This window comes from Raoultibacter phocaeensis, assembly GCF_901411515.1.
GTDB classification, from domain to species: domain Bacteria; phylum Actinomycetota; class Coriobacteriia; order Coriobacteriales; family Eggerthellaceae; genus Raoultibacter; species Raoultibacter phocaeensis.
Window position 1 is genome coordinate 633,858 of the sequence record NZ_CABDUX010000002.1, and the last position, 25,576, is coordinate 659,433.

Here is a 25,576-nt window from a genome sequence, read left to right on the forward strand (position 1 = left end):
CCATGGCCAACCACAGCGAAACAAACAAGCTCAAAGCGGCAAGTGCACGCAACGCGAGGATCGTCAAGATCCTCGCTGTTTGCATTTGCGTGTGCCTTGCATTCGCCGCGGGATTCCTGCTCCGCGGCGATCAGGGCATCTTGAAGCGCATCGGGTTCGAATCGCTCATCGTGGCGGGGGAACAGAACCCCGGCGCTACTGTGAGGGGCGATACGTACAGCTCCATTTCGGCGCGCGTCGCCGAGGTGGAGGGTATCCTTTCCAACGACAGCATGGATTCTTACAACCTCGATGAAGCCACCTCGGGCATTCTCGCCTCGTTCGCCGAGGCGACTGAGGATCCGTATCTGCGCTACTACGACGAGACCCGCTACCAAGCGTTCATCAAGGAGAACGCGAGCAAGTACGGTGGTATCGGCGTGCTGTTCTCCGAGCGCAACGGGCGTGCGTACGCAGTCGATGTGTTCGAGGGGTCGACGGCCGACGCGAACGGCGTCAAAGCGGGCGATTTCATCGTGGCCATCGACGGCGACCGCAGTCAGGAATGGTCGGCGAACGAGGTCATCAATGCGCTTTCGCGCGACGAGGGCGATTCGGTCGTGGTGACGTGGCGGCGTCCCGCCACCGCCGATGCAGAGGGAGGCGACGAGTTCTCCACGACGCTTACGACGGCGGTGTACCAGGAGCCGAACGTCACGACTTCGCTTGAAGACGATCAGGTGGGCTACATCTCGCTCAAGCAGTTCACGCAAAACTCCGCAGCGCTCGTTGGCGATGCCGTGGCCGAACTCGAAGAGCAGGGAGCGCTTTCGTTCGTGCTCGACATCCGCAGCAATCCCGGCGGCTACCTCACGCAGGCGGTCGACGTGGCATCGCTGTTCATGAAAAGCGGCGTCGTCGTGGAAATCGAAACCGTGCGCGACGGCGTGAGCACGAAATCGGTCGGCAGCAGCACGACGGCGACCGACAAACCGCTCGTAGTGCTGGTGAACGGCGATACATCGGCGGCTGCCGAAGTGGTTGCGGGCGCGTTGCAAGACAGCCAGCGTGCGACGATTGTCGGTACGAAGACCATGGGCAAGGGCTCGGTGCAGCGCGTGCAGAAGCTCAGCTTCGGCGGCGCGCTCAGGTACACGGCCGCATACTACCGCACACCGCTTGGCTACGATATCAACAATGCGGGCATCTCCCCCGACATCACCGTGAACGACGACGGGGAAGAAGACAACCAGAAGCAGTTCGCACTCGAGACCGCTTTGTCGCTCATCGAGCTGTAGCGCCATGGGCCGCAAGCGCACAACGTCACGGCGGAAAACACGCCGCACTCCCCGCAGCAACCCGCGCGGCGTCCTTAAGGTATCGGCTGCGGGCTACGGGTTCGTGCAGACGGCCGAGGGCGAGTTCTTCGTGCCCGCATCGAAGATGGCGGGCGCGTTCGACGGGGATGTGGTCGAGCTTGCACGCGAACGAGCGAGCGCCCAGCGCAAGCAAGCGCATCAGGATCGCGGCAAGCAAAGCGATAATCCCCCAGCACGTGTGGTGCGGGTTGTGAACCGGGCGCATGAAAACATCGTGGGGCGCTACGAGGTCGCGGAGCCTTTCGGCGTGGTCGTCCCCGAAGACCGGCGCATTCCCTACGATATCTTCACGATGCGCAAGGATTACCCGCACGTGCAGGACGGCGATGCGGTACGCGTGCGCATTACCGCCTACCCCTCGCGAACAAGCGCCGCCACGGGTGTGATCGAAGAGGTGATCGGGCGTGCGGACGACGAGGATCTCGCGATCGATCTGATCATCGCGCGCCACAAGCTTGAAACGACGTTCTCGCCCGCTTCGCTTAAGCAGGCGCGCGAGGCGAAGGTCGATGCCGAAGGCGCACGTGCCGAAGGGTACCGCGACCTGCGCGAGCGCACGGTGTTCACGATCGATCCGCACGATGCGCGCGACTTCGACGATGCGATCTCCCTTGACGCGGTAGACGGCCTCATCCGTCTCGGCGTGCACATCGCCGACGTATCGCACTACGTGGCGTGGAACTCGTCGATCGATCTCGATGCGCGCCGGCGAGCAACGAGCGTCTATCTTGTGGACCGCGTGATCCCGATGCTGCCCGAAGAGCTTTCGGCCGACATCTGCTCGCTCAAGCCGGGCGAGCCGCGCCGTGCGATGACCGCCGATTTGTATCTCGACGCGGAAGGGGAGCTTAAACGGTGCGAATTCTACCCTTCCCTCATCGAATCGAACGCGCGCCTGACCTACGACGAGGCCCAAAGCTTGCTCGACGGCGCACCCGATCGCGCAATCGATCCGGCGCTTGCGGATAAGCTCGTCGCGCTGCACGCCCTCGCCGTCAAGCTTGCCGACAAGCGCCGGCGAGACGGCGGCATCGACTTCGATACGACTGAGGCGAAGGTGCAGCTCGACGAAGACGGAGCGCCTATCGAAATCGTGCTGAGACGCAGAACCGATGCAACCGAGATGATCGAGGAGGCGATGATCCTCGCGAACAACGCGGTGGCCTCGCATCTGCTGGGCCGGGGCTTCCCGAGCTTGTACCGCGTTCACGAGCCCCCCTCGCCCGAGAGTCTGTCGGAGCTCGTGCCTGTTTTGCAGGAGTTCGATTACTTCAAAGACGTCTCGTCTGCGGCGTTTTCCGTCGGAAACCCCAAAGCCATCCAGGCGGTACTCGCCCGGGCGGCGGGCAGGCCCGAGGCGGAGCTCGTTTCGACGCTCGTACTGCGTTCGATGAAGCGCGCCGAGTACAAAAGCGAATGCGATCAGCACTTCGGACTGGCAAGCGATGCGTACACCCATTTCACGAGTCCTATCCGCCGCTATCCCGACCTCGTCGTGCACCGTATGCTCAAAGCGCAGCTGTTCGGGAAGTCCGAAACGTTCGAACAGCAGGTGCACAATCTGGCGTGGATCGCGAAGCATTCTTCGGAGATGGAGCGCATCGCCGAGACGGCTTCGCGCGAGTCGCAGGAATACAAGATCGTGGAGTATATGTCCCACGAAGTGGGCTCGGCCTTCGACGGCGTGATAGCGCACGTTGCAAGCTACGGCTTCTTCGTGCGGCTGGCCAACACGGCCGAGGGGTTCGTGCCGCTCAAAGAGCTCGGCGATGAGTATTTCGCCCTCGACGCGAGGCTTCATGCGCTCGTCGGACAAGAGAGCGGGAGGGTATACCGGCTCGGGCAACGAGTGCGTATCGTCCTCGAGCAAGCGCATCTGAGCCAGCGCAAGCTCGATTTTCGCCTCGCCGCCCGCGAGCGGTAGCGATTGCCGCTTGCGCGCCCGCCCGTGCGCTCATGGCATTCTCCCCGCTGGAATCAGGGTGCGGCGCTATACTGGGCATCGGCGGGTTTCCGGATTCGAGCGCGTTCGATCTTCTGCTTTTCACCGCGTTTCGGTTTCTGCGCATCCGACGATCCCGCTGCCTCCGCTTCAAGGGAAGCAGGCGAGCGCGCTTCTGCAGCGTACTCGCTTTTCTGCACCGCCGTTCGGGCGGTTTTTCGCGTTGTGCCCGCTACGGCCCTTATGACGAGAATATCCCAATTTCGCAAGGAGCAACTATGACTGACTACCGTCAGATGTGGACCGATTTGGACATGGACCTCGAGACCCATGACCAGCTGTGCGCGGTGCTGCCCATGGCATTCGGCGATACGTATCTGTCGCAGGAAAACCGTCCCGAGAACATGGCTTTCTACGATTTCGTCGTATCCGAAATCCACGGCGTTCGCCCCGCCGAGCTCATCGAACTCCAGAAGCAGGGTGGCAAGGTGTTCGGCACGTTTTGCGTATTCGTGCCCGACGAGGTGATCATCGCCTGCGGCGGTGCCGTTACGGGGCTCTGCGGTGGCTCCCAGTTCTGGGTGCCCGAAGGCGAGAAGGTGCTGCCGAGCGACATGTGCCCGCTCATCAAAGCGTCGCTGGGCGCCCATTTCGGCAAGACATGCCCGTATTTCAGTGTTGCCGACCTGTACGTAGGCGAAACTACGTGTGACGGCAAAAAGAAAGCCTACGAGATACTCGGTGCCGACAAGCGCACTTACGTCATGGACGTGCCCCAGATGAAGCGTCAGAAGGACATCGACGCATGGACGGCGGAGATCGCCGAATTCGCCGCCGAGGTCCAAGCGGTTACAGGACGAAAACTGACGGCCGCCAGCTTGGCGGACGCCATCGCACTCGTGAACGAGAAGAGGCGTGCGCTCGGGCGGGTATTCGAGGCGCGTAAGGCGAAAGACTGCATTCCCATCAGTGGCAAAGATGCGCTTCTCATGATGCAGATCGCGTTCTTCGACGATCCGGCGCGCTGCGCCGAGATGGCGAACAAGCTCGCCGACGAGCTGGAAGCGCGCATCGAAGACGGCGTAAGCGTGTTTGCCGAGAACACGAAGCGCATCCTCGTGACAGGCACGCCGCTCGCCATCCCTAACTGGAAGCTTCACCATATCATCGAGACGAGCGGTGCGGCCGTGGTGTGCGAGGAGATGTGCACGGGCACGCGCTACTTCGAGAACCTGGTGGACGAAAGCGCCGAAACGATCGAAGGGCAGTTCCAAGCGCTGAGTGAGCGGTACATGAAAAACAACTGCGCCTGCTTCACGCCGAATCCAGGACGGATCGAGGATGTGGTCCGCATGGCCCGGGAGTACCACGTTGACGGCGTGATCGACGCCAACCTGAAGTTCTGCACGCTCTACGACGTAGAAAAACCGGGGTTGGCTGCGGCGCTCGAGGCCGAAGGCATTCCGGTTTTGGCGCTCGAAACCGATTACACCGACAACGATGCCGAACAGCTGCGCACGCGCGTGGGTGCGTTCGTCGAGATGCTCGAAGCGTAGACGCGATGGGAGCCTTGGATGGAAGGCCGGCATCGGGCTTTGCGGCGGATAGCGCCGAGCCCGCCGATTGCTACGTACTGTTCCAAAGCCACACCGACGGACTTGCGCTGCACCGCGCGTTGAGGGGTTTAGGCGTCGGCGCTCGCATTGCGCCGACGCCCCGCGCCGCCCGCTCAACCTGTGGCATGAGTTTGCTCGTCTCGTGCGATGACGAGGGGCGCATCAGGGCCGCAGCGAAGGAATGCAAGGCGCGCATCGAGGACGTAGTCCGGCTCGAAAACCAGATACGACCCGACCGGGATCGGTTTTGCTGATACGGCACGGTTTCAGTGCGCAGCGAGAAGCGGAAAGGAACGGATATGCATTACGTGGGCATCGACGTGGGATCGACGAGTACGAAGGTCGCCGTGATGGACGAAGCGCGCAAACTCGCGGACACGTTTCTGTGCCCGACGGGGTTCAGCAGCGTGGATGCTGCGCAGCGCGCTCAACGTCTGCTGGTCGATGCGGGCTACGACGTGCGCTCGTGCGCGGTTGCGGCGACTGGTTACGGGCGCGTGGCCGTACCGTATGCCGCACACGTCGTAACTGAGATCACCTGTCACGGCAAAGGTGCCGCGTACCTGTTCGGATGCGACGGCACAGTGATCGACGTGGGTGGCCAGGACACGAAGGTCATCGTGCTGGTAAACGGTTCGGTTAAGAAGTTCGTCATGAACGACAAGTGCTCGGCCGGAACGGGCCGTTTTCTCGAGATCATGGCCGATCGTTTGGCGGTTACCCAAGACGAGCTCGCCCGCCTTGCGCGCCTCGGGCATCCCACGCCCATTTCGAGCATGTGCACCGTGTTCGCCGAATCCGAAGTGATCTCGCTTGTGGGCCGGGGCGAGTCGCGTGAGAACATAGCCAACGGAGTCATCGAATCGGTGGTGGCGCGGGTCGCTTCGCTCGCATCGCAGATGGGCTCGCAGAGGTATTATCTCACCGGGGGCCTATGCGATAACGGCTACGTGGTCGAGCGATTGAGCGCATGTCTGAAAAGCCCGGTGCGAAGCGTGCCCGAGGCGCGTTTCGCGGGTGCTGTGGGAGCGGCGCTGTGTGCGCACGATGCGGCGCATGTCGCTTCGAATACCTGCTATGATTCAGTGGACGGAAAGGCGTCGGTGCAATGATCTACTTCGATAACGCGGCAACCACCCTGAGAAAGCCCCCCGAGGTGGCCGATGCGGTAGTGCGCGCGCTCGGCGCATTCGGCGGCGTCGGTCGCGGTGTGCACGGCGCGTCGCTCGATGCGGGCATGGCCGTCTTCGAAGCACGCGAAACGGCGGCACGGCTTCTCGGTGCTCCGTGCGCCGCACGCGTATCGTTTGCGCACAACGCCACAGCTGCGCTCAACATCGCCATTGCATCCACGATTCCGTGCGGGGGGAGGGCGGTGACGACGGCGGCTTCGCACAATTCGGTGTTGCGCCCGCTGTTCAAAGCCCGCGACGAACGGGGCTGCAAGGTGGATGTTGCGCCGGTACGCCCGGACGCCTCGCTTGATTTCGGCGCCTACGAGCGGTTGCTGGAAGGCGGTGCGGACCTCGTCGTCGCCACGCATGCGTCGAACCTCACGGGCGATGTGTACGATATCGCCCGCATGACCGCATCTGCCCATGCGGCAGGCGCGGTTTTCGTGCTCGATGCCGCTCAGACGGCAGGTACCGTGCCGATCGATATGGGCGCGCTCGGAGCCGATATCGTATGCTTCACCGGGCATAAGAGCCTGTTCGGTCCGCAGGGTACGGGCGGACTTGCGGTTGCCGAGGGCATCGAGGTCGCACCGCTGTTTGTGGGGGGCTCGGGCACGGCGAGCTTCGACGAGCAACACCCCCGCTTCATGCCCGAGGCTTTGGAGGCGGGCACGCTCAACGCGCACGGTTTGGCGGGGCTTGCGGCGGGCATGGCATTCGTCGAACGCGAGGGCGTGGCCGCTTCAGCTGCACGGCTCGGGCTTTTGACCGAGCGGTTCGAGTGTGGGGCGCGGGAGGTTTCGGGCGTGCGTGTGCTTGGGGGTCGCGGCGGTATCGACCGATGCCCGATCGTCGCTTTGGACGTCTGCGGCATTGATTCGGCGATGGTGGCCGATGAGCTGTACCGCGAGCATTCCATCTGCGTGCGGGCTGGCGCGCACTGCGCCCCGCTCATGCACCGTGCGCTGGCAACGGAGCAAAACGGCGCCGTACGCTTCAGCTTTTCGCACTTTACGACAGCAGAGGAGATCGACGAGGGGATTTCCGCCCTCGAGGCCGTCGTGCGCGCCGTGCGATGAGGACTTCGAGCCATACGGCTTATACATATACAGATTGCGGGGGCGCCCCGGAAAGGAATTGGACAACCATGAAGATCATCGATGCATTCGGCATGCAGTGCCCCAAACCGCTCGTTTTGGCCAAGAAGGAGATCGACGCGGGGTGCCGCGAGCTTTCCGTGCAGGTGGACAACCAGACGGCCGTAAACAACCTTACAAGACTGGGCGGCAAGACCGGCCTGTCCGTATCGGTAGACGAGATCGGGGGAGGATGGCTCGTGTCCTTCGCCGAGGGGGATGGCGCCGTTTCCGCTTTGCCTGCCGCTATCGCCGCATCTCCGCATGCAGCCTGCTCGTCTGAGAGAGGCTGCGGCTTTAGCGTCTTCATCGGCAAGGACCATGTGGGCGAAGGCGATGGGGAATTGGGTTACAACCTCATGAAGATGGCTTTGTACACGCTTTCCGAATCCGAAGAGGCGCCGGTCTCGCTTCTGTTCATGAATTCCGGCGTGAAGCTCGTTGCCGGCGGGGAACAGCAGGTTATCGAGAGTGTACGGACGCTGCGCGACAAGGGTACCGAAGTGCTCGTATGCGGAACGTGCCTCGACTTTTACGGCGTCAAGGACGTCCTCGCCGTCGGCGAGGTTTCCAACATGTACGACATCCTCGGCCGCATGCAAGAGGCGGCTAAAGTCATCGCGCTGTGATCGCCATGCCGCGCTACCTGCTTGCATTCGAGTCGACCCACGCGGCCATGGCCGCGAACCGGGCCCTTGCCTCTGTGCAACCCGTCGTGATGCCGACGCCCCGCTCCATCACCGCGAGTTGCGGCATGTCGCTTCGCTTCGAAGCCGAGGACGTCGATCGGGCTTGGGCGCTTGCCTCTTCCGCAAAAGAGAGCCGCGGCCTCGCCTCGCTCTATGCCGAAGAGGCGGAGGGCTACACGCTGCTGCGAAAGCTTTGAGCTTCGCTCTGTCCGCAGTGGTGAGATAGTCTATACTGAACGGGGATAACAGCCGATCGGAAGGCGGGTTTGCACATGAATGCTCCGAAGAAGATCATCGCGCTTGTTCTGTGTGCGTGCGCGCTTTGCTGCGTGCTCGGCGCATGCGGTGCTGGACCCGACGATTCGCAGGAGACGGACGAACAGGCCGAGAAGCAATCGAGCGTCGAGTACGTCGTCGCCGAAGAAGTGCAGCAGTATTCCCAAGGTGAGCTGAAAGGCGCAAGTTATCGCGTGGCAGTGCCTGCCGATACGCCCGAAGACGAGTTGAAAGCGGTGTTTGCCGACGTCGTGGCGCATGACGGCTTCGATGTGCACACCGTGTGGTTCTACAGCGATGCGCGGCTTACCGACGGCACTGCGCCTTGCGACGTTGCGAGCGCCGTGCAGGAGGATCCCGGAAGCGAGCCGTCCATCGTGCTTGCAACCGACGAGACGAAAGCCAAAGCCCAAGAATCGCTCGCAGCTAAAGGGTAGGCCGCGCACGGGTGCATGCCGGGCGTCCGCCGTCAGGCCGATATCAGCGCGGGCCCGCATGGTGCCCGACGGCGATCCGCCCGCTCGGAGCACTGATGCGCCAGATGGCCGTCAAGTGCCATGAAAGGTCGCGTCAATATCGAGCGGTGCGGCGCCCAAAAGCCCAATAATTGCCGCTGTGAAGTGTTCTGTAATGTATTATCGATGCAAGCAGATTCCACGGTAGCGATAACCCCTGGTCACCGACCCGTCGGTTCCTCGGTGCATGCAGCAGTTTTCCGCTTACGTATCCCGTCGGTGCCTTGAAGCCCCTCAAATCCTTCACGACGGCGATTTTTGGGCTTCGGGCGGCCTTCTGCCGCCGAACCGCCGCCGACACCCGCCCGCGTCCCTCGCCGCCCGCGTGCCCTTTACGGGCGTATGCCGATCCTGGTTCAGCAGCGGAGACGGCCTGTTCTGCACAGTTTCCTTCTTTGTGTTGCGCCCGGGGGCACAGGGGTCGGGGCCGCTTCTGTCGGCTCGAATGAATCCCCTGATCACGGTGCTGCAGCCAATCGCGCGCCGACGGAAGGCGTTGTCGGCGGGTCTCTGGGGCGGCCCAAGGAGCCCGATTCCGCAACACATGGGCGGAAAACGTGCATCTGGCGGGGTTTTCGCCGTCGAACTGATGCCGACGCGACCTCGCTAACACCCGACGGCGATCCCGCGTGTCCAGTGTGCGAGAGCCGCAACCGTGCGGCCGCGGCGCACCGGTCGCGCTCGGCCAGTGCCGAGGGCGCAGGGCCCTCGGCGACACGACGCGAAATTTGAAGATTTGGTTTACTGCTTCCTTCTCGATAGAAATTAGTTTGATAATCAAACTAATTGCGCTACGATGGGTCGGTCTTGAAACCGTGCGGCGCATCTGCCGTGCCTGTCCGGGCAGCGTCCGGTCAGGATGAGAAAGAAGGTTTGCCTATGAGCATCGCCATCGTTACCGATTCGACGTGCGATTGGTCGCTTGAAGAGTACGAGCGTCGTAACGTCGTCATGGTTCCCCTCACAATCCAAGTCGGGGAGGCGTCGCTTCTCGATCAGGTGGAGCTTGTATCGGAAGATTTCTACGATCGCATGATCGCATCGGACGAGATCCCCCTGACCTCCCAGCCCTCGCCAGGCGCTTTCGCGGCGGTGTACGAACGGCTCGCCGAAGAGGGCTTCGATGCTATCGTTTCGCTGCATCTCGCTCCCGTGCTTTCGGGCACGCTCGCCTCGGCCGAGATGGCCGCCGAAGCGGTCGACATCCCCGTCGTCGCCATCGATTCGAAGAACGCTTCATCGAGTTTGGGGCTGCTCGTCGAAAAAGCGTGCGTCCTGCGCGATGAGGGCGCGACGTTCGAAGAGATCGCAGAGGTGCTCCGAAGGGCCGCTGCGAAAACGCATCTGTACCTTGCGCCCGATTCGACCGATAACCTTGTGAAGGGCGGCAGGATCTCACCGGAGCAGGCGCAGGGAGCCGCCATGCTCAACATCAAGCTCGTGTTCGCGCTCGACGAAGACGGCAGGTTGGTGAACCTCGACAAGGTGAAGGGCGCAAAAGGCGTCATCAAGCGCCTCGTCGAAGCTGCCCAGCTTCACGCCGAAGCGTACGGTCCGCTCAAGCTCCGCTTCATGCATGCGCGCAACGGCTCAGAGGTCGAGAAGCTCATCGAAGCGCTTCGGGAAGCGGGAATCGAATTCGAGGTTGCGGGAATCGACGCGTGCGGTGCGACGGTGGCAACCCACGCGGGCATCGGCGTAATCGGCATGGCCGTTTCGCCCTTAAACGGGTAGAATGGGAACAACCGAACGGATGGGAGCCATGGACGAGCACAACCAGCAACCTGAGCGCGCGCGGCAGCAACTCGACGCTGCTGCCCTGAAGCGCCGCGACGAGCTCGACGAACTGCTGTCCGGCACGTTCAACTCGGTGCTGCGCACCGAGGAGAAATCTCTGCAGAACAAGCTCACCGAGGGATTGACCATCACCGAGATCCATACGATCGTTGCGGTGGGGCTGCATGAGGTGAATCCCATGAACGTGGTTGCCGCGCGGCTCGGCGTGACGCTTGCCACGCTCACGACGGCGGTGAACAAACTCGTCGACAAAGGGTTCATCTCGCGCACGCGCAGCGAAGACGACCGGCGCAAAGTGCTCGTCTCGCTTACCAAGCGTGGAAAGCAGGTGTACCGCGCCCACGGACTCTTCCACAAAAAGATGATCGACGAGGCGCTCGCGGCACTCACCGAAGAGGAAGAGCGCGTATTCGTGCATGCGCTCGCCAAAGTGAAGACGTTCTTCGACGAGCAGGCGTAACGGCGCATTTCGCCTGGGCGACCGATGGGCGCAGCTCCGCGTGCATCAGGCGATGGGCGGGTTCGGTCCTGGGAGCGACGAGGGGGTCTGACGCGAAGGTGCGGACGGGCTTGGTTCGCGGATGGCGCGATTCGGCCCGTGTAGCGCCCGACTCCGATACACCGTTTGCAGAAATCATGGACTCGTGTGTAAAAGGTATGAGAAGCAGCATTATCGGCGAAAAAAGCTTAGACTATCAAACTATTAGAAAGTAAGACTAAAGTGCGCGGAAGCGAAAAAGCTTCGCATGCGTGCGGGAAAGGACGATCATGGCAACGCTTGACACCGTGAAAGAAGTACTCTCTGAAAACCTCGATATCGAAGGCGACCAGGTGAGCGAAGAGGCAACCCTCGACTCGCTCGGCATCGATTCGCTCGATATGGTCGAGCTCATCTGCGATATCGAGGAGAAATGCGATATCGAGTTCGGCGAGCCCGACAACATCGCGACGATCGGCGAGCTTGTCGCGCACATCGACTCCCTCAAATAGGCGGCGCGCATGAAAACGCGGGTAACCGAGCTTTTGGGGATCGAGCATCCCGTTATCCAGGGCGCAATGGCGTGGGTCGCCAACGCGAGTCTTGCCGGGGCGGTCAGCGAAGCCGGAGGTCTCGGCATCATCGCTGCGGGAGCCGCGCCGCTTGCCTGGATCGAAGAGCAGGTGCGCATCGCGCGCTCGATGACCGATAGGCCCATCGGCGTGAACGTCATGCTCATGAACCCCGAAGCGCCTGAGGTGGCGAAGCTTTTGGCGAACCTCAAAGTCGATGTCATCACCACCGGCGCGGGCAGCCCGTCGGCCTACATCGATATGTGGAAGGAAGCGGGGTCGAAAGTCGTTCCCGTCGTGGCGTCGAGCGCGCTTGCTGCACGGATGGAACGCCTCGGTGCCGATGCGGTGGTTGCCGAGGGCTGCGAGGCGGGCGGCCATATCGGCGAGCTCACCACGATGGCGCTTGTGCCGGCCGTGTGCGATGCGGTGTCGATTCCCGTTATCGCCGCAGGAGGCATTGCCGACGGGCGCACGATGGCTGCGGCGTTCGCGCTCGGCGCCGAAGGAGTGCAGGTGGGAACGAGGTTTCTGACGGTCGATGAATGCACGGTTGCGGATGCGTACAAAGATCGCGTCATCGCGGCGAAGGATTCCGATACGATCGTGACGGGACGAGCGGGTGGGCATCCCGTCCGCGGTCTCAAAAACGCGTTCTCGCGCAACGTCAGGACGCTTGAGGCCGATCCCTCGTGTGATCCGAGGGAGCTCGAAGCGCTCTACGCCGGCTCGCTTCGGCGGGCGGTCGAGGGCGATGTGGTGCGGGGTTCGATGATGGCCGGCCAGTCGGCGGGTATCGTGTACGAGCGCAAAACTGCCCGCGAGGCGATCTCCGAGATGATCGGGCAGGCCGAAGCGCTTGGCATGCGCTCGCTCGAAGAGCTTGCGCAGGCGAATGCGGATCGTACGCCGATGCAGCGGGGCGCTTGATGGAGCTTGTTTTGAACGGAAACGGACCCGTTTTCATGCTTTCGGGCCAGGGCTCGCAGGCACCCGGCATGGGTGCCGATCTGCTCGAGGTGCCCGAAGTGGCCGAAGCGTTCTCATGCGCTTCGGAGGCGTTCGGATTCGACGTCCGTGCGCTCGCGGCCGAAGGGAGCGCCGAGGAACTCGGCCGTACGCTCTGCGCGCAGGCGGTCATCTGCGCGCTCTCGACAGGTATCGCTTGCGCGCTCGTTGCCCGTGGGGTGATGCCGGGTGCCGTGCTCGGCTTCTCGCTCGGGCAGATCGGGGCGCTTGCGGTATCGGGCATGCTCGGCCTCGAAGAGACGTTTGCGCTTGCGGCGCATCGGGCGAAGCTCATGGAACGTGCCGCCGCCGAGCATCCGGGTGTGATGTGCGCACTCATCGGGGCTGACGAAGAATCGGTCCGCGACGTATGCGAAGCCAGCGCAAAAGGCGACGTGCTCGTGGCCGCCAACTACAACTGCCCGGGGCAGATCGTCGTTTCGGGAACGCCGGGTGCGATCGCGCGTGCGCAGGAGGCATGGGCTTCCCGCAACAAGCGCTCGGCGCTGCTCGCAACGGAAGGCGGGTTCCACAGCCCGCTTCTCGCGGAGGCGTCCGACGAGCTTGTCGCATACCTTTCGTCCGTGACGTTCGCCGAGGCGCGTATCCCGCTCGTATGCAACGTCGATGCGCGCCCGCTTGCGGCGAAAGATGCGGCCGATCACCTCGCGCGCCATCTCACACACCCGGTGCGCTTCGAGGAGAGCGTACGATCGCTTGCGCGAGCGGGCGCGTCCGATTTCGTCGAAACCGGATTCGGCGGCGTGCTCGTCGGGCTCGTCAAGCGAATCGATAAGACCCTCGTTCGCACGCGCGTCGAGGATCGTGCAGGTTTCGAAGCAGCATGCGAGCGCTATTGCGCTAACACCGAGAACGAAAAGGAACAACGATGACACTACTGAAACACGACGCCGCTGCCGACGGTGCATCCGAGCGCGTCGCCGTGGTAACCGGATCGAGTCGCGGCATCGGCCGTGCCATCGCCTGCGAGCTTGCACGCGCAGGTATGGACGTCTGCGTAAACTGCGCGTCGCAGGCAAGCGTTTCCGCTGCCGAAGAGACCGCCGCCTTCCTTCGCGATGCCTACGGCGTGCGCGCTATCGCACTCGCTGCAAACGTCGCCGACGCGTGCGAGGCGAAATCCCTCATCGATGGGGCTCGCGAAGCCCTCGGCCGTGTGGATGTGCTCGTGAACAACGCGGGCATCACGCGCGACGCGCTTGTCATGCGCATGGGCGAAGACGATTTCGACGCGGTGATAGCAACGAACCTCAAAGGAGCGTTCAACTGCTGCAAGGCCGCGAGCTCGTACATGATGAAGCAGCGCTTCGGCCGTATGATCTGCATGGGCAGCGTTGTCGGGCTTGCGGGCAATGCCGGCCAGGCGAACTACGCGGCATCGAAGGCGGGGCTTGTCGGCCTTGCGAAATCGCTTGCGAAAGAGCTTGCGGGCCGCAATATCACGGTGAACGTCGTTGCTCCCGGGTTCATCGAAACCGATATGACCGGCGCGCTTTCCGAATCACAGCAGGCCGCCATACGCGATCGCATCGCGGCGAAGCGCTACGGCACGCCCGAGGAAGTGGCTTCGCTCGTCGGGTTTCTAGCGAGCGATCAGGCGGGCTACATCACCGGGCAGGTCGTCGGCATAGACGGGGGGATGGCACTATGAGCGTGCAGGATCGATCGAACGTGCGCACCCCGGACGGGTGCAATCGCGTGGTTATAACCGGAACGGGCGCAATCTCGCCTGCCGGTGTCGGGGTCGAGGCGCTCTGGCAAGCCGTCATGGAGGCGCGGTGCTGCATCGGGCCCCTGACGCGGTTTCCGAGCGACTCCTTCGATGTGAAGATCGCAGGCGAGATACCCGCCTACGATCCGCTTGCGCTCGGTCTCACCAAGAAAGAGGCGCATCGTCTGGCGCGCTTCGTGCAGTACGCCTTCATCGCTTCGGACGAGGCGTGGGCGCAGGCGGGCATTGCCATCGAGAACGAGGATGCGACCCGCATCGGTTGCGTGTTCGGCTCGGGCATCGGGGGACTCGAAGCGTTCGAGCAGGGAAGCGTTACCTTGAACACCAAAGGCCCCAAGCGCGTGATCCCGCTGTTCATCCCTACCGTCATCTCCAACATGGCGGCGGGCAACCTCTCGATCCGCTTCGGACTCAAGGGGGAGTGCACCAATATCGTGACCGCCTGCGCGACCGGGACCCACTGCATCGGGGCCGCATACCGCAGCATCAAGCACGGCTATCTTGATGCGGCTCTTGCGGGCGGCACCGAAGAAAGCGTCACGCCTGTATCTCTCGCAGGGTTCTCGAACCTCGGGGCGCTGACGAAACCCGCCGATCCCCATGCGGCTTCCGTGCCGTTCGACAAGCGCCGCAGCGGGTTTGTGGCCGGGGAGGGGGCGGGCGCTGTCGTGCTTGAATCCCTCGATCATGCCCGTGCGCGCGGTGCGCACATCATCGCCGAAATCGTCGGATTTGGCTCGACGGGCGATGCGTATCACATGACCGCCCCCGAACCGGACGGCGAAGGGCTCGTGCGCGCCATGCGCCTTGCGCTCGAAGAGGGCGGATTCGGTCCTGAGGATATCGGGCACCTCAACGCGCACGGAACGTCCACACCGGCGAACGATAAGGCGGAGGCGCAGGCGCTCATCGGCCTCTGCGGTAAAGGTTGCGAGGTTCCGGTCGTTTCGATCAAGGGATCGACCGGGCACATGCTCGGCGGGGCGGGTGCCGTCGAGGCCATCGTGTGCGCACGTTCGGTCGTCGAAGGCGTCGTGCCGGCGACGACGGGATTTTCCGAACCCGATCCCGCGTGTCCGGTTCGAGTGTTGAGAGAGCCTTTGCGCGATTATTCCCAAAAGGTCGCCCTTTCGAACTCGCTCGGGTTCGGGGGGCATAACGCGTCGTTGGCCATCGCGCCGTATTGCGGCTAAGCAGGAGGCATACATCATGGAGTCGATACACTATCCTTGCGGCGCATCGGTCATCGAAGCCGTGTTGCCGCATCGCGATCCGTTCGTCTGGCTTACGCGCGTGCTCGCCTGCGATCCCGGCGTATCGATCGAAGCCGAACTCGACGTCGACGAGAACCTCCCCGTGTTCAAAGGGCATTTCCCCGAGCATCCGGTACTGCCGGGCGTGATCATCATGGAAGCGCTTGCGCAGGCGGCATCGTTTTGCGTGCTCGTAGGGAGAAGCGATGCGGGAGCCATCGGGTTTCTGACGGGCATCGACCATGCGAAGTTTCGCCGTCAGGTGCAACCGGGCGAGACGGTGCGCCTTGCGGCCCGCATCGTGAAATCGTCGTCGCGCATGTGCGTAGCCGAGGTCGAGGCGAGCGTGGATGGCGCCGTGTGCGCGAGCGCGACGCAGAAGTACGTGCTCGACAAAGCGCCGAGCGGGATGTAAGGCAAGGGAGCGAGTCGTGGGTAGGCGGAAGCGTCAGGACTACATAACAATTCCCCATCAGGGGATAAGACCCGAATGGGTGCAGGGCGTCTCGACCGAGGAGCTGCTTGCCGCAAACGGCACGAACGTCGGCGCGCTCGGCACCGTCGAGATAGCTTACAGCCTCGCCTCCATCGCACAAGAGCTCGAGCGCGACCGCGCAAGCGCTGAGAAGGATGCTCGGGCTTTGCGCGTCGTCGTCGCCGGATACGGCGAGAACGCGAAACGCACGATCCGCGCGTGCCTCGATGCGGGACTTGAGGCCTATGCGGTCTATGCCGGGGAAGACGAGCAGGCGGCGTACGTGCGCGCTGCGACCGGTGCCGAGAAGATCGGCGAGACGTTTTCCGAAGCGCTTTTCTGCAACAGCCATGCGCTCCTGTCCGCATGCGACGCATGCGGTGCGCGCGCGGTGCTTGCCCTCGATGCGGCGCTCGGGACCGACCAGCATTTCTGCGGCCTTGCTGCCGCACGGGGCATCAAGGTGTTTCGAGCGATCACGCCTTCGGTGCCCGTGCGGGGGTGGCTTGTGTGCGAAGGCACTCCGCTCGTCCGCGAAACGGCCTGGAAGAAGTGCCCCCATTGCGGTCTTATGTTCGACGTGGCGACGCTTGTCGCCGGGCACTACGAGTGCCCTTCGTGCGGGGGCCTGTACCGCATGTCATCGTCGGAGCGCATCTGCGACCTCTTCGATGCGGGAAGCTTCGAGGAATGGGAGCGCGGTCTTCCCCAAACCGACCCGCTCGATTTTCCCGGATACCGCGACAAGCTCGCCTCCGCGTGCGAGCAGACCGGGCTCGACGACGCCGTGAGGTGCGGATCGGGTGCGATCGCCGGTATGCGCATGGCGATCGCCATCATGGATGCGCGCTTCTTCATGGGTTCGATGGGCTCGGTTGTCGGTGAGAAAATCGCACGTACCGTCGAGCGGGCAACGCGGGAGAGCCTGCCGCTTGTGATTTTCACCGCTTCGGGCGGCGCGCGCATGCAGGAGGGGATCGTATCGCTCATGCAGATGGCGAAGGTGTCCTGCGCGCTTTCGGCTCACGGTGAAGCGGGGCTTCTCTACGTTTCAGTGCTCACCGACCCCACGACAGGCGGTGTGACCGCCTCGTTCGCCATGCAGGGCGATATCGTGTTGGCCGAACCGGGGGCCCTTGTCGGGTTCGCGGGGCAGCGCGTCATCCGCGATACGATCAAGCAGGAGCTGCCCGACGGGTTCCAAAGTGCCGAGTTCGCCCTTGAGCACGGGCTCATCGATGCGGTCGTACCGCGCGCCGAGCTGCGCGAGAAGCTCGCCCATATCGTTGCCATCCACGAGGCGTCGTCTCGTCGCTGCGCGCTTGAGGACGGGGCGGTGGTGAGCTATGCGGCGGTGTGCGAGAACCTGAGCAGCGAGGGCGGAACGTACAACACGGTGACGTACGGCAAGCTTCCGCAGCTGAGACGCGCATTCACCGCAGCCTCGCAGCGCTTCATACCCGCGAAGCCAAAGCAGGCTAAGCGCAGCCCGTTCGGTAGATCCAAAGCGCAGCGCGCGTCCGAAAGGCGGCTTGCCACGCTTTTGAGCGGGGGATTCTATGCGGAAGACGGCATGCTTTTCGACGAGGCAGACGAATTCGGACCTGCTGCGGAAAAGCGAGCGCGCACGAAGGACCGCAGCGCACGGGCCTCCTGCGCAAACACGCCGCCTGCCAGCTCGGACAACCGTGCATGGGAAAGCGTGCAGCTTGCGCGCAACACCAAACGCCCGACGGCGATGGCGTACGTGCGCGGGTTCGTCGACGGGTTCATCGAGCTGCATGGCGACCGTTCGTTTGCCGATGACGGAGCTGTCGTGGGCGGCATCGGTTGGATCGGCGGCCATCCCGTAACGGTGATCGTTCAAGAAAAAGGTGCCGATCTCAAGGAGCGTCTCGCCCGCAATTTCGGATGCCCTCAGCCCGAAGGCTACCGCAAATCGCTTCGGCTCATGCGTCAGGCGGAGAAGTTCGGCCGTTCGGTCGTCTGCATCGTCGACACGCAGGGGGCGCTCTGCGGGACTGAGGCCGAACAGCGGGGGGCGGGCAACGCGATTGCCGACAACCTGCTTGCCATGGCGGGGCTGCGCGTGCCCATCGTGAGCGTGCTCGTAGGCGAAGGCGGCAGCGGTGGGGCGCTTGCGCTCGCGCTTGCGGACCGGGTTGCTATGCAGGAGCACGCCGTGTACTCCGTGCTTTCCCCCGAGGGGTTCGCGTCGATCCTCTGGAAGGATCGCACCCGCGCGCCCGAGGCGGCTGCAGTGATGAAGATGAGCGCCCGCGAAGCGCACGAGCTCGGCGTGGTGGATGCGGTGCTATCCGAGGGGCAGGGTCCCGCTCACGAGAATCCCGATGTCGCCATCGCTGTCGTGCGGGGCTATCTCGTGCGCGCGCTCGATGAACTCGAGGGGCTCCCGGCTTCCCAATTGGTCGAAGCGCGGTATGCGCGCTTCCGCTCGCTCTGAGGTGCTTCGGCAGCTTTACGGTAACGGCGTGACCGAATTTGCGCAGTTCGGGGTACAATGGGCGCGGTGTGCGGTCGGTCGTTGCAGCGGAAGGCGAGTAGGCGGTGTTCGAGACAATCAACGCGTGGTTTGCGCGGCTTGAGGATGTGATGGCGTTTCAGGCCATACGCCAGGGTCTCATCCTCACGATACCCGTTTTGCTCATCGGCTCGTTCAGCCTCATCTTCCTCAACCTCCCGATCGACCCGTACCGCGATCTCCTTGCATCCCTGCCGTGGTTCGAAAGCGTGCTCGACATCTCGTATGCCGCCACCATGGGCATTTTCTCGCTCTACGTTTCGGTCGCTATCGCGTTGCGCTACGCGCAGGCCTATGCCGAACGGTACGGAAGCTTTTTCGTGCAGGGGGCGCCGTTCGCCGCACTGGCGGCGTACCTCATGTTCGTCGGGTTCGGCACCGAGGCGTTCGACAACGCGGTGCTCAGCACCCGCTCTCTCTTCATCGCGATCGTGTGCGGGCTCGTCTCGTCGATGCTGTACTGCAGGCTCATGCGCATGCGCGCGAACAAGCGGCTCTACGGCGACAGCATCGACGGCGTGTTCAACCAAGCGGTCTCGGGGCTTATTCCCATTGCCTGCACCATCGCCTTGTTCGCCGTCGTCGAGGCGACGGCGGTCGCGCTCGGCGGCGCGGGAAGCGTCGAGGAGCTGTTCTTCCACGGCGTAAGCGCGCTGTTCCCCTTGGCGAACGCCGATGCTGCGAGCGGGCTCCTGTACCTGCTCATGAACAACGTCATGTGGTTCTTCGGCATCCATGGCGGCAACATGCTCGACGGGGTGGCGCAGAGCGTCTTCGTGCCGGGGACCGCTGCGAATGCCGCGTCGATTGCAGCCGGGGGCGAAGCGGTCCAGATCGTCACCAAGACGTTCTTCGACGTGTTCGCCTCGATCGGCGGGGCCGGGGCGCTGCTTTCGCTGCTCATCGCCATTCTTCTGTTCGGAAAGCGCAGAAACGTACGCCGCCTTTCGGCGTTCGCTACCGTTCCCATGGTGTTCAACATTTCGGAAATCATGATGTTCGGTCTGCCCGTCGTATGGAACCCGGCGCTGTTCGTGCCGTTCATCGCCGTGCCGCTTGTGAACATGGCCATTTCGTATGCGGCCATGGCAACAGGGCTCGTGCCGCCTGTCGTCGTCGACGTATCGTGGACGACGCCGCCTATTGTGGGCGGCTACATCGCAACCGGCTCCGTTACCGGTGCCGTGCTGCAGGTTGTCAATCTTGCGGTGGGGGCGCTTGTGTACCTTCCGTTTTTGCGCCGCTATGAGCGGGTTGCCGACGAGCGCGACCGCACGGAGTACCGCAGCCTGCTTGAGCGGTTCCAGGAGGCCGAGCGCGGGCAGCGCGAGGTCGAGCTGATATCCGCATCGGGAGCGCTCGGGGGCGTTGCCCGCTCGCTTGCCGAAGATGTTCGCAAAGCCGTTACGGACCGTTCGTTTTCGCTGTACTACCAGCCGCAATTCGACACGTCCGGTTGCGCGGTGGGCGCTGAAGCACTGCTGCGCTTCGAGCATCCGACCTATGGCATGGTGTACCCGCCGCTCATGATCGAGCTTGCGCAGGAGGCGGGCGTGCTCGACGAGCTCGAACGGGCGGTGTTCGAACGAGCTTTGGACGACGCAGCCGTTCTCGAGGATATGGCGAGGCGCGGTATGCTGCACGCGGGCTTTTCGGTCAGCGTGAACGCCTCGGCGCGCATGCTGCAAAACGAGGCGTGCGTCGATTTCATCATCGCGGCTGTACGCTTTCGCGCGCTTGACGAAGGGCGCATCGTGGTTGAGGCTACCGAGCGCGAGGCGCTTGTGTGGGATGCGGGAGCGTCGGCGTTGCTCAAGCGCCTCGATGATGCGGGAATACCGCTTGCCATCGATGATTTCTCGATGGGCCGCACCTCGTTTCAGTACCTCGAAACGAGCGTGTTTACGGTAGTGAAGCTCGACGGTACGATTGCGAAAGGCGTCATGGAAAACGAGCGCTATGCCGAAATCGTAGCGTCGATCACCCGGCTTTCCGAACAGCTGGGCTTTACCGTACTCGCCGAGTACGTCGAAACCGAAGAACAGCGCGCCCGTCTCGAAGAGCTGGGTTGCTCGTATTTCCAGGGGTACCTGTACGCCCCGGCGCTGCCCTTCGACGAGATGGTCGAGCGGGTGCGGCAGACGAATTGAAAGCCTATGCATAGAGAAGGCGAGGGAAAGAGGTATCGTTTCATGGATGAGCGCGAAGAAAAGGTGACGGGACGGTTCGCTGAAGGCGACGTGCGCAGCTGCGCGAACTGCGCGGTTGTGGCCTGCGACGACGACGGGGCGGGTCACGCGTTTCCCGATTTCTGCATGACCGAGCGCACATCAGGTGACGTGTTCGACGAAGCCCTTTCGCTTTACCGAGACGATCCCGAGACCTCGCGCATCTTTCAGGCGGCGGCCGAGATCGAAGGAAGGTACTACGGCAGGCTTACGCGCGTTGAGGAGGTCATGGTGTTCGCGCGGCGCATCGGGGCCCGCAGGATCGGCATCGCCACCTGCACGGGTTTGCTTGACGAGTCGCAGGCGTTCGCGAAGATCCTGCGGGCGAAAGGGTTCGAAGAGGTATGCGCCGTCGCCTGCAAGGTAGGCAAGATCGACAAGGTCGAGGCGGGTATTTCCGACGGGGTGAAGGTGCATCCCGGATGCTTCGAGCCCACGTGCAACCCCATCGTTCAGGCGAAGATATTGAACGAGGCGAATACCGACCTCAATGTGATCGTCGGCCTTTGCGTCGGCCACGACACGCTGTTCATCAAGCATTCCGAGGCCCCCGTAACCTACCTGATCGTGAAGGACCGTGTGCTCGCCCATAATCCTGCGGCTGCCCTCTATACGCGAGGATCGTATTACGGCCGCCTTATGGCCCCTGACCTTCCCAAGCCGCGCCCGTGAAAAAAGTGACGAGTAACGCCGCAGAGGAAGACTTGTCGGGTGGGGCTCGGCGTGACGAACCCGATGGGCCTGCCAAGCCCGTGAAACCCGCGAAATCCGCGAAACCCGCCAAACCCGCCAAACCCGCCAAGCCCGCTAAGCCCGCTAAGCCCGCCAAACCCGCAGACTTCGCCAAGCACTACCTCTACGTGCTTGAGTGCTCAGACGGTACGCTGTACACGGGCTATACGGTCGATATCGAGCAGCGCGTTGCCGCCCACAGCGAGGGGAGAGGTGCGAAATACACCCGCTCGCACAGGCCGGTGAAGCTTATCGCTTCGGCCGAGTTCGAAACGAAGCATGCGGCCATGAGCGCAGAATACCGTTTCAAACGGCTTTCCCGTGCAGAGAAGCTTTCGCTTCTCGACAAAGGCACGCGTTTTCCGTTCGAACACGTGCTCGAAGAGCGGTTCGGCATCAGTGATATGGAATCGGGGGCATTGTAGTTCTTTTGCGATGCATTGGTCTTTGCGGTTCAGGTTGCCTTTTGTGTCCTTGACCTTGGGCTAAGCGAGGGATGCTTCGAAGGGGTCGAGGCGGCGTTTGCGAGGATGCTGCCGTTAAACTTTGAAGGTACCTTGCCAGATCGCTTCGGCAAGGTACCTGTGTTTTATTGATAATGCGTTTCTGCGAGAAAAAGGCCTTCAGATGGCGGCGAACTGTAGCTTTGCGAAGACCAGTCGGGTTTCCGCCGCTTTCGGCTGCGATAAGGCTTGACAAAACGCTTGGTCGTGGTTCCCCGCATCTAACAATATGCCGCCGACAGGGCTTCCAGCGGCGTTTTCGTAGCGCAAAGCGGCGGTTCGCAACCATTTTGAGGCTTGGTTTCGACAAAACTTTGGTACGTTAGTCGGGCGGTGGGGTTCGGGCTTGCCAAACGACGCACGCATGTCTGTAGGTTGGGCTTTGCTGCGGGGCTTGTTGGTGCACTTTCGCGGGGTTGCAGGTTACCCGGGCGCCTCTGTTTTCGGCGCCCGGTTTCGGATAGACGGCGCGTACGCATAGGGGGGATTACCCGCGCGGACCCCGGCATCTCACCGATTCTTCCACCAGACGATCGAGATTGGCGGCAAACCGTTCGCGGTCTTCGTCGGTGAACGCGGCGGGTCCTTTCGTGCGTCCGCCTTGTCGGCGGATCTTCTTTTCCTGGTGGCGAATTTCCATATCCATATCGATGGTCGCGCGCGTGTACACGCGTCCGCGCACGCCGATGGCATGTGCGCTGCGTCCCAGCACCATGGCGGCAAGCCCGATGTCCTGCGTGACCACGATGTCTCCCGGTTGCAGCCGTTCCACGATGGCGAAATCGGCCGAATCCGCACCGACGCCGACGGCGAGCGTATCTGCCCAGAAGCCGCCGGTGTCCTTGCGCGGGTCGCCTCGGCGGATGTGGCGGGCGAGATTCTGCGTCGAGTTGCCGGCAATCAGCACAGGCAGGCCCCGCTTGCGGGCGACCGCGAGCGCTTCGGCCGTTACCGGGCATGCGTCGGCATCGATGATGATCGTAGGGCGGATGCCCTGCTTATGTTCGCTGTGCGGCATGGTGATCTTCCTTTTTGCCGTTCGAGCGCTTTTGTCCAAGAGCGCGCTCTCTTTTGGGTCGGGTGCGGTGAAGTTCGTCGGCTCGTATTGTAGCCGACGCGGCGTGTTTGCCGTGCAGCGTGCCGTAAAGCTTCTCGAAGGCCGCACGTGCGAAAGGTTGCTGCGCGGTTCGGAAAGCGTTGGTTCGGCAAGGCCGCCGATTGCGTGGCGAAGCGTTCTGCGCTCTTGACATTCTCTTTTGCGATACTACAATTTCCTATTGGCACTCTAACAGCTAGACTGCTAAAAACGCCGCTCATAGTTGTGAACAGTATCCGTGAGGAAGGTAGTTGGCATGCGCAAGTTCAAAACCGAGAGCAAGAAACTGCTCGACCTGATGATCAATTCGATCTACACGAACAAGGAGATTTTCCTTCGCGAGCTCATCTCCAACGCGTCGGACGCGGTTGACAAACTCTACTTCAGGAGTCTGACCGATTCCGATGTCACGATCTCGAAGGACGATCTTGCTATCCGCGTTTCGTTTGACAAGGCGGCCCGCACGATCACCGTGTCTGACAACGGCATCGGCATGTCGAAAGACGAACTCGACAAGAACCTCGGTACGATCGCGCATTCAGACAGCCTCGAGTTCAAGGCCGAGAACGCCGATACGCAGGGCGAGGACATCGATATCATAGGGCAGTTCGGCGTTGGTTTTTACTCGGGCTTCATGGTGGCATCGAACGTCACGGTCGTTTCGCGAGCATACGGCTCAGACGAAGCGTACTCGTGGGAAAGCGACGGCATCGAGGGCTACACCATCACGCAAGCCGAGCGGGCAAGCCACGGCACCGATGTCATCCTCACGCTCAAAGAGGACACCGACGAAGACGACTACGACACCTTCCTTTCGGAGTACAAGCTCAAAAGCCTCATCAAACGCTACAGCAACTACGTACGCTACCCCGTGCAGATGGAAGTGGAGAAGACCCGCGAGCTTCCCAAGCCCGACGATGCGGATGAGGATTACAAGCCCGAATACGAGCAGTACCGCGAGCTCGACACCATCAATTCGATGATACCCATCTGGAAACGTCCTAAATCCGAAGTAACGCAAGAGGAGTACAACGAGTTCTATAAATCGGATTTCCACGATTTCGCCGATCCTGTGCGTACGATCACGGTGCATGCGGAGGGTTCGTTCTCCTACGATGCGCTCCTGTTCGTTCCCGGGCGCGTACCGTTCGACCTGTACAGCAAAGAGTACAAGAAGGGACTCGCCCTCTACAGCTCCAACGTGCTCATCATGGAAAAGTGCGAGGAGCTCGTACCCGACTACTTCAACTTCGTGCGCGGCGTGGTGGACAGCCAGGACTTGACGCTCAACATCTCGCGCGAGACGCTGCAGCACAACAGCCAGCTCAAAGCCATTGCAAAACGCATCGAGAAGAAGATCAAATCCGATCTGGCTGACATGCGCGACACCGACCGCGAAGGCTACGAGGAGTTCTTCACGAACTTCGGGCGCGGTATCAAGTACGGTATCTATTCGAGCTACGGCATGAAGAAAGACGAGCTTGCCGACCTTCTGCTGTTCTATTCGGCCAAGCAGGAAAAGATGATCACGCTTGCCGAGTACGCCGCCGCTATGCCCGAGGGCCAGGAATCGTTCTTCTACGCGGCGGGCGATTCGATCGAGCGCTTGGCGAAGATGCCCATTGTGTCCACGGTGCTCAAAAAAGGCTACGACGTGCTTCTGTGCACCGAGGACGTCGACGAGTTCTGCATGTCCGCCATGGCCGATTATGCGGTGGCCGATGCCGACGATCCCGATTCGCTTACCGCTCTGCCGCTCAAGAACGTCGCAGGCGGCAACCTCGGGCTTGAGACCGAGGAGGAGAAGGAGGCGGCTGAGGCCGTTGCCAAGGAGAACGAGGGTCTGTTCGAGGCCATGAAGGAATCGCTCGGTGACAAGGTGACGAAGGTGGCGGTATCCACGCGCCTGACCGATTCGCCGGTGGCGCTTACCGCCGAGGGTCCGATTTCGCTTGAGATGGAACGCGTGTTGGCGGGCGCTCCCGGCAACGACGACGTGAGGTCGGAGCGCGTGCTCGAGGTGAACGCCGAGCATCCCATCTTCACCGTGCTCAAACACGCTCAGGAGGCGGGCGACGCGGATAAGGTGAAGCTCTACACCGATATCCTCTACAACCAGGCGCTCCTCGTTGAAGGTATGCCGATCGACGATCCGGTTGCCTACGCGCAGGCGGTCTCCAAGCTCATGGTGTAAGCGTTTGCCTGCGTTTGGGATTTGAGCAACGCGCAGGCAGCCTACCGCTATCGCAAAGCCCGCACGGACCGATCGTCCGTGCGGGCTTTCTGTTGCTTCGCAAGGAACCCGACGGGTTTTCGCCGCTGTCGTATACCGCGAGCTTTCTGTGTCCTCTCGGTTGTTCGCCGTTTCCTGCATGGTGCGCACGGGCTTTTGCTACCATATCATCGGAAGATACACAGACGCTCTAAAGGAG

Annotated in this window: 23 protein-coding genes; 22 read left to right on the top strand and 1 reads right to left on the bottom strand. The window is 62.3% G+C overall.

The genetic code is table 11. The features are described 5' to 3' along the window. Positions 1-2 precede the first annotated feature (2 nt). The 21 genes from FJE54_RS10505 (at position 3) to FJE54_RS10605 (ending at position 21,970) form a co-directional block, all read left to right on the top strand. Complete coding sequence (locus FJE54_RS10505) at positions 3-1,277, top strand: S41 family peptidase (RefSeq protein WP_139652734.1); 1,275 nt, start codon at positions 3-5, stop codon at positions 1,275-1,277. 4 nt (positions 1,278-1,281) lie between these two features. Continuing rightward, positions 1,282-3,282: a ribonuclease R gene (rnr, locus tag FJE54_RS10510; protein ID WP_139652735.1), complete on the top strand. Its 2,001-nt coding sequence runs from the start codon at positions 1,282-1,284 to the stop codon at positions 3,280-3,282. Positions 3,283-3,578: 296 nt separating this feature from the next. Further along, positions 3,579-4,856: a double-cubane-cluster-containing anaerobic reductase gene (locus FJE54_RS10515; RefSeq protein ID WP_139652736.1), complete on the top strand. Its 1,278-nt coding sequence runs from the start codon at positions 3,579-3,581 to the stop codon at positions 4,854-4,856. A gap of 5 nt (positions 4,857-4,861) precedes the next feature. Then, entirely contained in the window at positions 4,862-5,170 is a 309-nt protein-coding gene (locus tag FJE54_RS10520) for a putative Se/S carrier protein (protein WP_139652737.1), read from the top strand. A gap of 45 nt (positions 5,171-5,215) precedes the next feature. Then, entirely contained in the window at positions 5,216-6,028 is an 813-nt protein-coding gene (locus tag FJE54_RS10525) for an acyl-CoA dehydratase activase (protein WP_139652738.1), read from the top strand. Continuing rightward, a complete protein-coding gene (locus FJE54_RS10530; protein ID WP_139652739.1) occupies positions 6,025-7,170 on the top strand; it encodes an aminotransferase class V-fold PLP-dependent enzyme in 1,146 nt (381 codons plus the stop codon). The genes FJE54_RS10525 and FJE54_RS10530 overlap by 4 nt, the downstream gene beginning before the upstream one ends. 68 nt (positions 7,171-7,238) lie before the next feature. Further along, positions 7,239-7,856, top strand: coding sequence for a sulfurtransferase-like selenium metabolism protein YedF (gene yedF, locus FJE54_RS10535; protein WP_180326701.1), 618 nt, complete (start codon positions 7,239-7,241; stop codon positions 7,854-7,856). A 5-nt stretch (positions 7,857-7,861) separates the two neighbouring features. Beyond that, positions 7,862-8,113, top strand: a complete 252-nt coding sequence (locus FJE54_RS10540) for a putative Se/S carrier protein (RefSeq protein ID WP_255467476.1) — start codon at positions 7,862-7,864, stop codon at positions 8,111-8,113. A gap of 75 nt (positions 8,114-8,188) precedes the next feature. Next, entirely contained in the window at positions 8,189-8,629 is a 441-nt protein-coding gene (locus FJE54_RS10545; RefSeq protein ID WP_139652742.1) for a hypothetical protein, read from the top strand. Positions 8,630-9,586: 957 nt separating this feature from the next. Next, positions 9,587-10,441, top strand: a complete 855-nt coding sequence (locus tag FJE54_RS10550; RefSeq protein WP_139652743.1) for a DegV family protein — start codon at positions 9,587-9,589, stop codon at positions 10,439-10,441. Between the two features lies 1 nt (position 10,442). Further along, complete coding sequence (locus FJE54_RS10555) at positions 10,443-10,964, top strand: MarR family winged helix-turn-helix transcriptional regulator (RefSeq protein WP_255467374.1); 522 nt, start codon at positions 10,443-10,445, stop codon at positions 10,962-10,964. A 308-nt stretch (positions 10,965-11,272) separates the two neighbouring features. Next, positions 11,273-11,494, top strand: a complete 222-nt coding sequence (locus tag FJE54_RS10560; RefSeq protein WP_139652744.1) for an acyl carrier protein — start codon at positions 11,273-11,275, stop codon at positions 11,492-11,494. Between the two features lie 9 nt (positions 11,495-11,503). Next, the gene (locus FJE54_RS10565; RefSeq protein WP_139652745.1) at positions 11,504-12,484 is read left to right on the top strand and encodes a DUF561 domain-containing protein; all 981 of its coding nucleotides are present in this window, start codon (positions 11,504-11,506) and stop codon (positions 12,482-12,484) included. A gap of 11 nt (positions 12,485-12,495) precedes the next feature. Then, the gene (locus tag FJE54_RS10570; protein ID WP_255467375.1) at positions 12,496-13,455 is read left to right on the top strand and encodes an ACP S-malonyltransferase; all 960 of its coding nucleotides are present in this window, start codon (positions 12,496-12,498) and stop codon (positions 13,453-13,455) included. Then, positions 13,452-14,234: a 3-oxoacyl-[acyl-carrier-protein] reductase gene (gene fabG, locus FJE54_RS10575; RefSeq protein WP_139652746.1), complete on the top strand. Its 783-nt coding sequence runs from the start codon at positions 13,452-13,454 to the stop codon at positions 14,232-14,234. The genes FJE54_RS10570 and fabG overlap by 4 nt, the downstream gene beginning before the upstream one ends. Beyond that, the gene (gene fabF, locus FJE54_RS10580) at positions 14,231-15,508 is read left to right on the top strand and encodes a beta-ketoacyl-ACP synthase II (protein ID WP_139652747.1); all 1,278 of its coding nucleotides are present in this window, start codon (positions 14,231-14,233) and stop codon (positions 15,506-15,508) included. Before fabG ends, fabF begins: the two co-directional genes overlap by 4 nt. A gap of 16 nt (positions 15,509-15,524) precedes the next feature. Beyond that, positions 15,525-15,983, top strand: coding sequence for a 3-hydroxyacyl-ACP dehydratase FabZ (fabZ, locus tag FJE54_RS10585; RefSeq protein ID WP_139652748.1), 459 nt, complete (start codon positions 15,525-15,527; stop codon positions 15,981-15,983). Positions 15,984-15,999: 16 nt separating this feature from the next. Next, a complete protein-coding gene (gene accD, locus FJE54_RS10590; RefSeq protein ID WP_255467379.1) occupies positions 16,000-18,507 on the top strand; it encodes an acetyl-CoA carboxylase, carboxyltransferase subunit beta in 2,508 nt (835 codons plus the stop codon). A gap of 104 nt (positions 18,508-18,611) precedes the next feature. Then, positions 18,612-20,735 (top strand): PTS sugar transporter subunit IIC/EAL domain-containing protein, encoded by a 2,124-nt coding sequence (locus FJE54_RS10595; protein ID WP_139652750.1) that lies wholly within the window; start codon positions 18,612-18,614, stop codon positions 20,733-20,735. Positions 20,736-20,777: 42 nt separating this feature from the next. Then, positions 20,778-21,485, top strand: a complete 708-nt coding sequence (locus FJE54_RS10600; protein ID WP_139652751.1) for a DUF1847 domain-containing protein — start codon at positions 20,778-20,780, stop codon at positions 21,483-21,485. Next, positions 21,482-21,970 carry a GIY-YIG nuclease family protein gene (locus tag FJE54_RS10605; protein ID WP_255467380.1) on the top strand — a complete coding sequence of 163 codons (489 nt, stop codon included), beginning with the start codon at positions 21,482-21,484 and terminating at the stop codon, positions 21,968-21,970. The genes FJE54_RS10600 and FJE54_RS10605 overlap by 4 nt, the downstream gene beginning before the upstream one ends. A gap of 565 nt (positions 21,971-22,535) precedes the next feature. Here FJE54_RS10605 and FJE54_RS10610 read toward each other — a convergent pair. Next, a complete protein-coding gene (locus tag FJE54_RS10610) occupies positions 22,536-23,066 on the bottom strand; it encodes a YaiI/YqxD family protein (protein ID WP_255467381.1) in 531 nt (176 codons plus the stop codon). A gap of 334 nt (positions 23,067-23,400) precedes the next feature. Here FJE54_RS10610 and htpG point away from each other — a divergent pair, with 334 nt between their 5' ends. Then, positions 23,401-25,338: a molecular chaperone HtpG gene (gene htpG, locus FJE54_RS10615; protein WP_139652752.1), complete on the top strand. Its 1,938-nt coding sequence runs from the start codon at positions 23,401-23,403 to the stop codon at positions 25,336-25,338. Positions 25,339-25,576 lie beyond the last annotated feature (238 nt).

What these genes read in the sequence shown, in the direction of transcription:
- FJE54_RS10505 (WP_139652734.1), top strand. Translation starts at nt 3, where the DNA reads ATGGCCAACCACAGCGAAACAAACAAGCTCAAAGCGGCAAGTGCACGC.
- rnr (WP_139652735.1), top strand. Translation starts at nt 1,282, where the DNA reads ATGGGCCGCAAGCGCACAACGTCACGGCGGAAAACACGCCGCACTCCC.
- FJE54_RS10515 (WP_139652736.1), top strand. Translation starts at nt 3,579, where the DNA reads ATGACTGACTACCGTCAGATGTGGACCGATTTGGACATGGACCTCGAG.
- FJE54_RS10520 (WP_139652737.1), top strand. Translation starts at nt 4,862, where the DNA reads ATGGGAGCCTTGGATGGAAGGCCGGCATCGGGCTTTGCGGCGGATAGC.
- FJE54_RS10525 (WP_139652738.1), top strand. Translation starts at nt 5,216, where the DNA reads ATGCATTACGTGGGCATCGACGTGGGATCGACGAGTACGAAGGTCGCC.
- FJE54_RS10530 (WP_139652739.1), top strand. Translation starts at nt 6,025, where the DNA reads ATGATCTACTTCGATAACGCGGCAACCACCCTGAGAAAGCCCCCCGAG.
- yedF (WP_180326701.1), top strand. Translation starts at nt 7,239, where the DNA reads ATGAAGATCATCGATGCATTCGGCATGCAGTGCCCCAAACCGCTCGTT.
- FJE54_RS10540 (WP_255467476.1), top strand. Translation starts at nt 7,862, where the DNA reads ATGCCGCGCTACCTGCTTGCATTCGAGTCGACCCACGCGGCCATGGCC.
- FJE54_RS10545 (WP_139652742.1), top strand. Translation starts at nt 8,189, where the DNA reads ATGAATGCTCCGAAGAAGATCATCGCGCTTGTTCTGTGTGCGTGCGCG.
- FJE54_RS10550 (WP_139652743.1), top strand. Translation starts at nt 9,587, where the DNA reads ATGAGCATCGCCATCGTTACCGATTCGACGTGCGATTGGTCGCTTGAA.
- FJE54_RS10555 (WP_255467374.1), top strand. Translation starts at nt 10,443, where the DNA reads ATGGGAACAACCGAACGGATGGGAGCCATGGACGAGCACAACCAGCAA.
- FJE54_RS10560 (WP_139652744.1), top strand. Translation starts at nt 11,273, where the DNA reads ATGGCAACGCTTGACACCGTGAAAGAAGTACTCTCTGAAAACCTCGAT.
- FJE54_RS10565 (WP_139652745.1), top strand. Translation starts at nt 11,504, where the DNA reads ATGAAAACGCGGGTAACCGAGCTTTTGGGGATCGAGCATCCCGTTATC.
- fabG (WP_139652746.1), top strand. Translation starts at nt 13,452, where the DNA reads ATGACACTACTGAAACACGACGCCGCTGCCGACGGTGCATCCGAGCGC.
- fabF (WP_139652747.1), top strand. Translation starts at nt 14,231, where the DNA reads ATGAGCGTGCAGGATCGATCGAACGTGCGCACCCCGGACGGGTGCAAT.
- fabZ (WP_139652748.1), top strand. Translation starts at nt 15,525, where the DNA reads ATGGAGTCGATACACTATCCTTGCGGCGCATCGGTCATCGAAGCCGTG.
- FJE54_RS10600 (WP_139652751.1), top strand. Translation starts at nt 20,778, where the DNA reads ATGGATGAGCGCGAAGAAAAGGTGACGGGACGGTTCGCTGAAGGCGAC.
- FJE54_RS10610 (WP_255467381.1), bottom strand. Translation starts at nt 23,066, where the DNA reads ATGCCGCACAGCGAACATAAGCAGGGCATCCGCCCTACGATCATCATC.
- htpG (WP_139652752.1), top strand. Translation starts at nt 23,401, where the DNA reads ATGCGCAAGTTCAAAACCGAGAGCAAGAAACTGCTCGACCTGATGATC.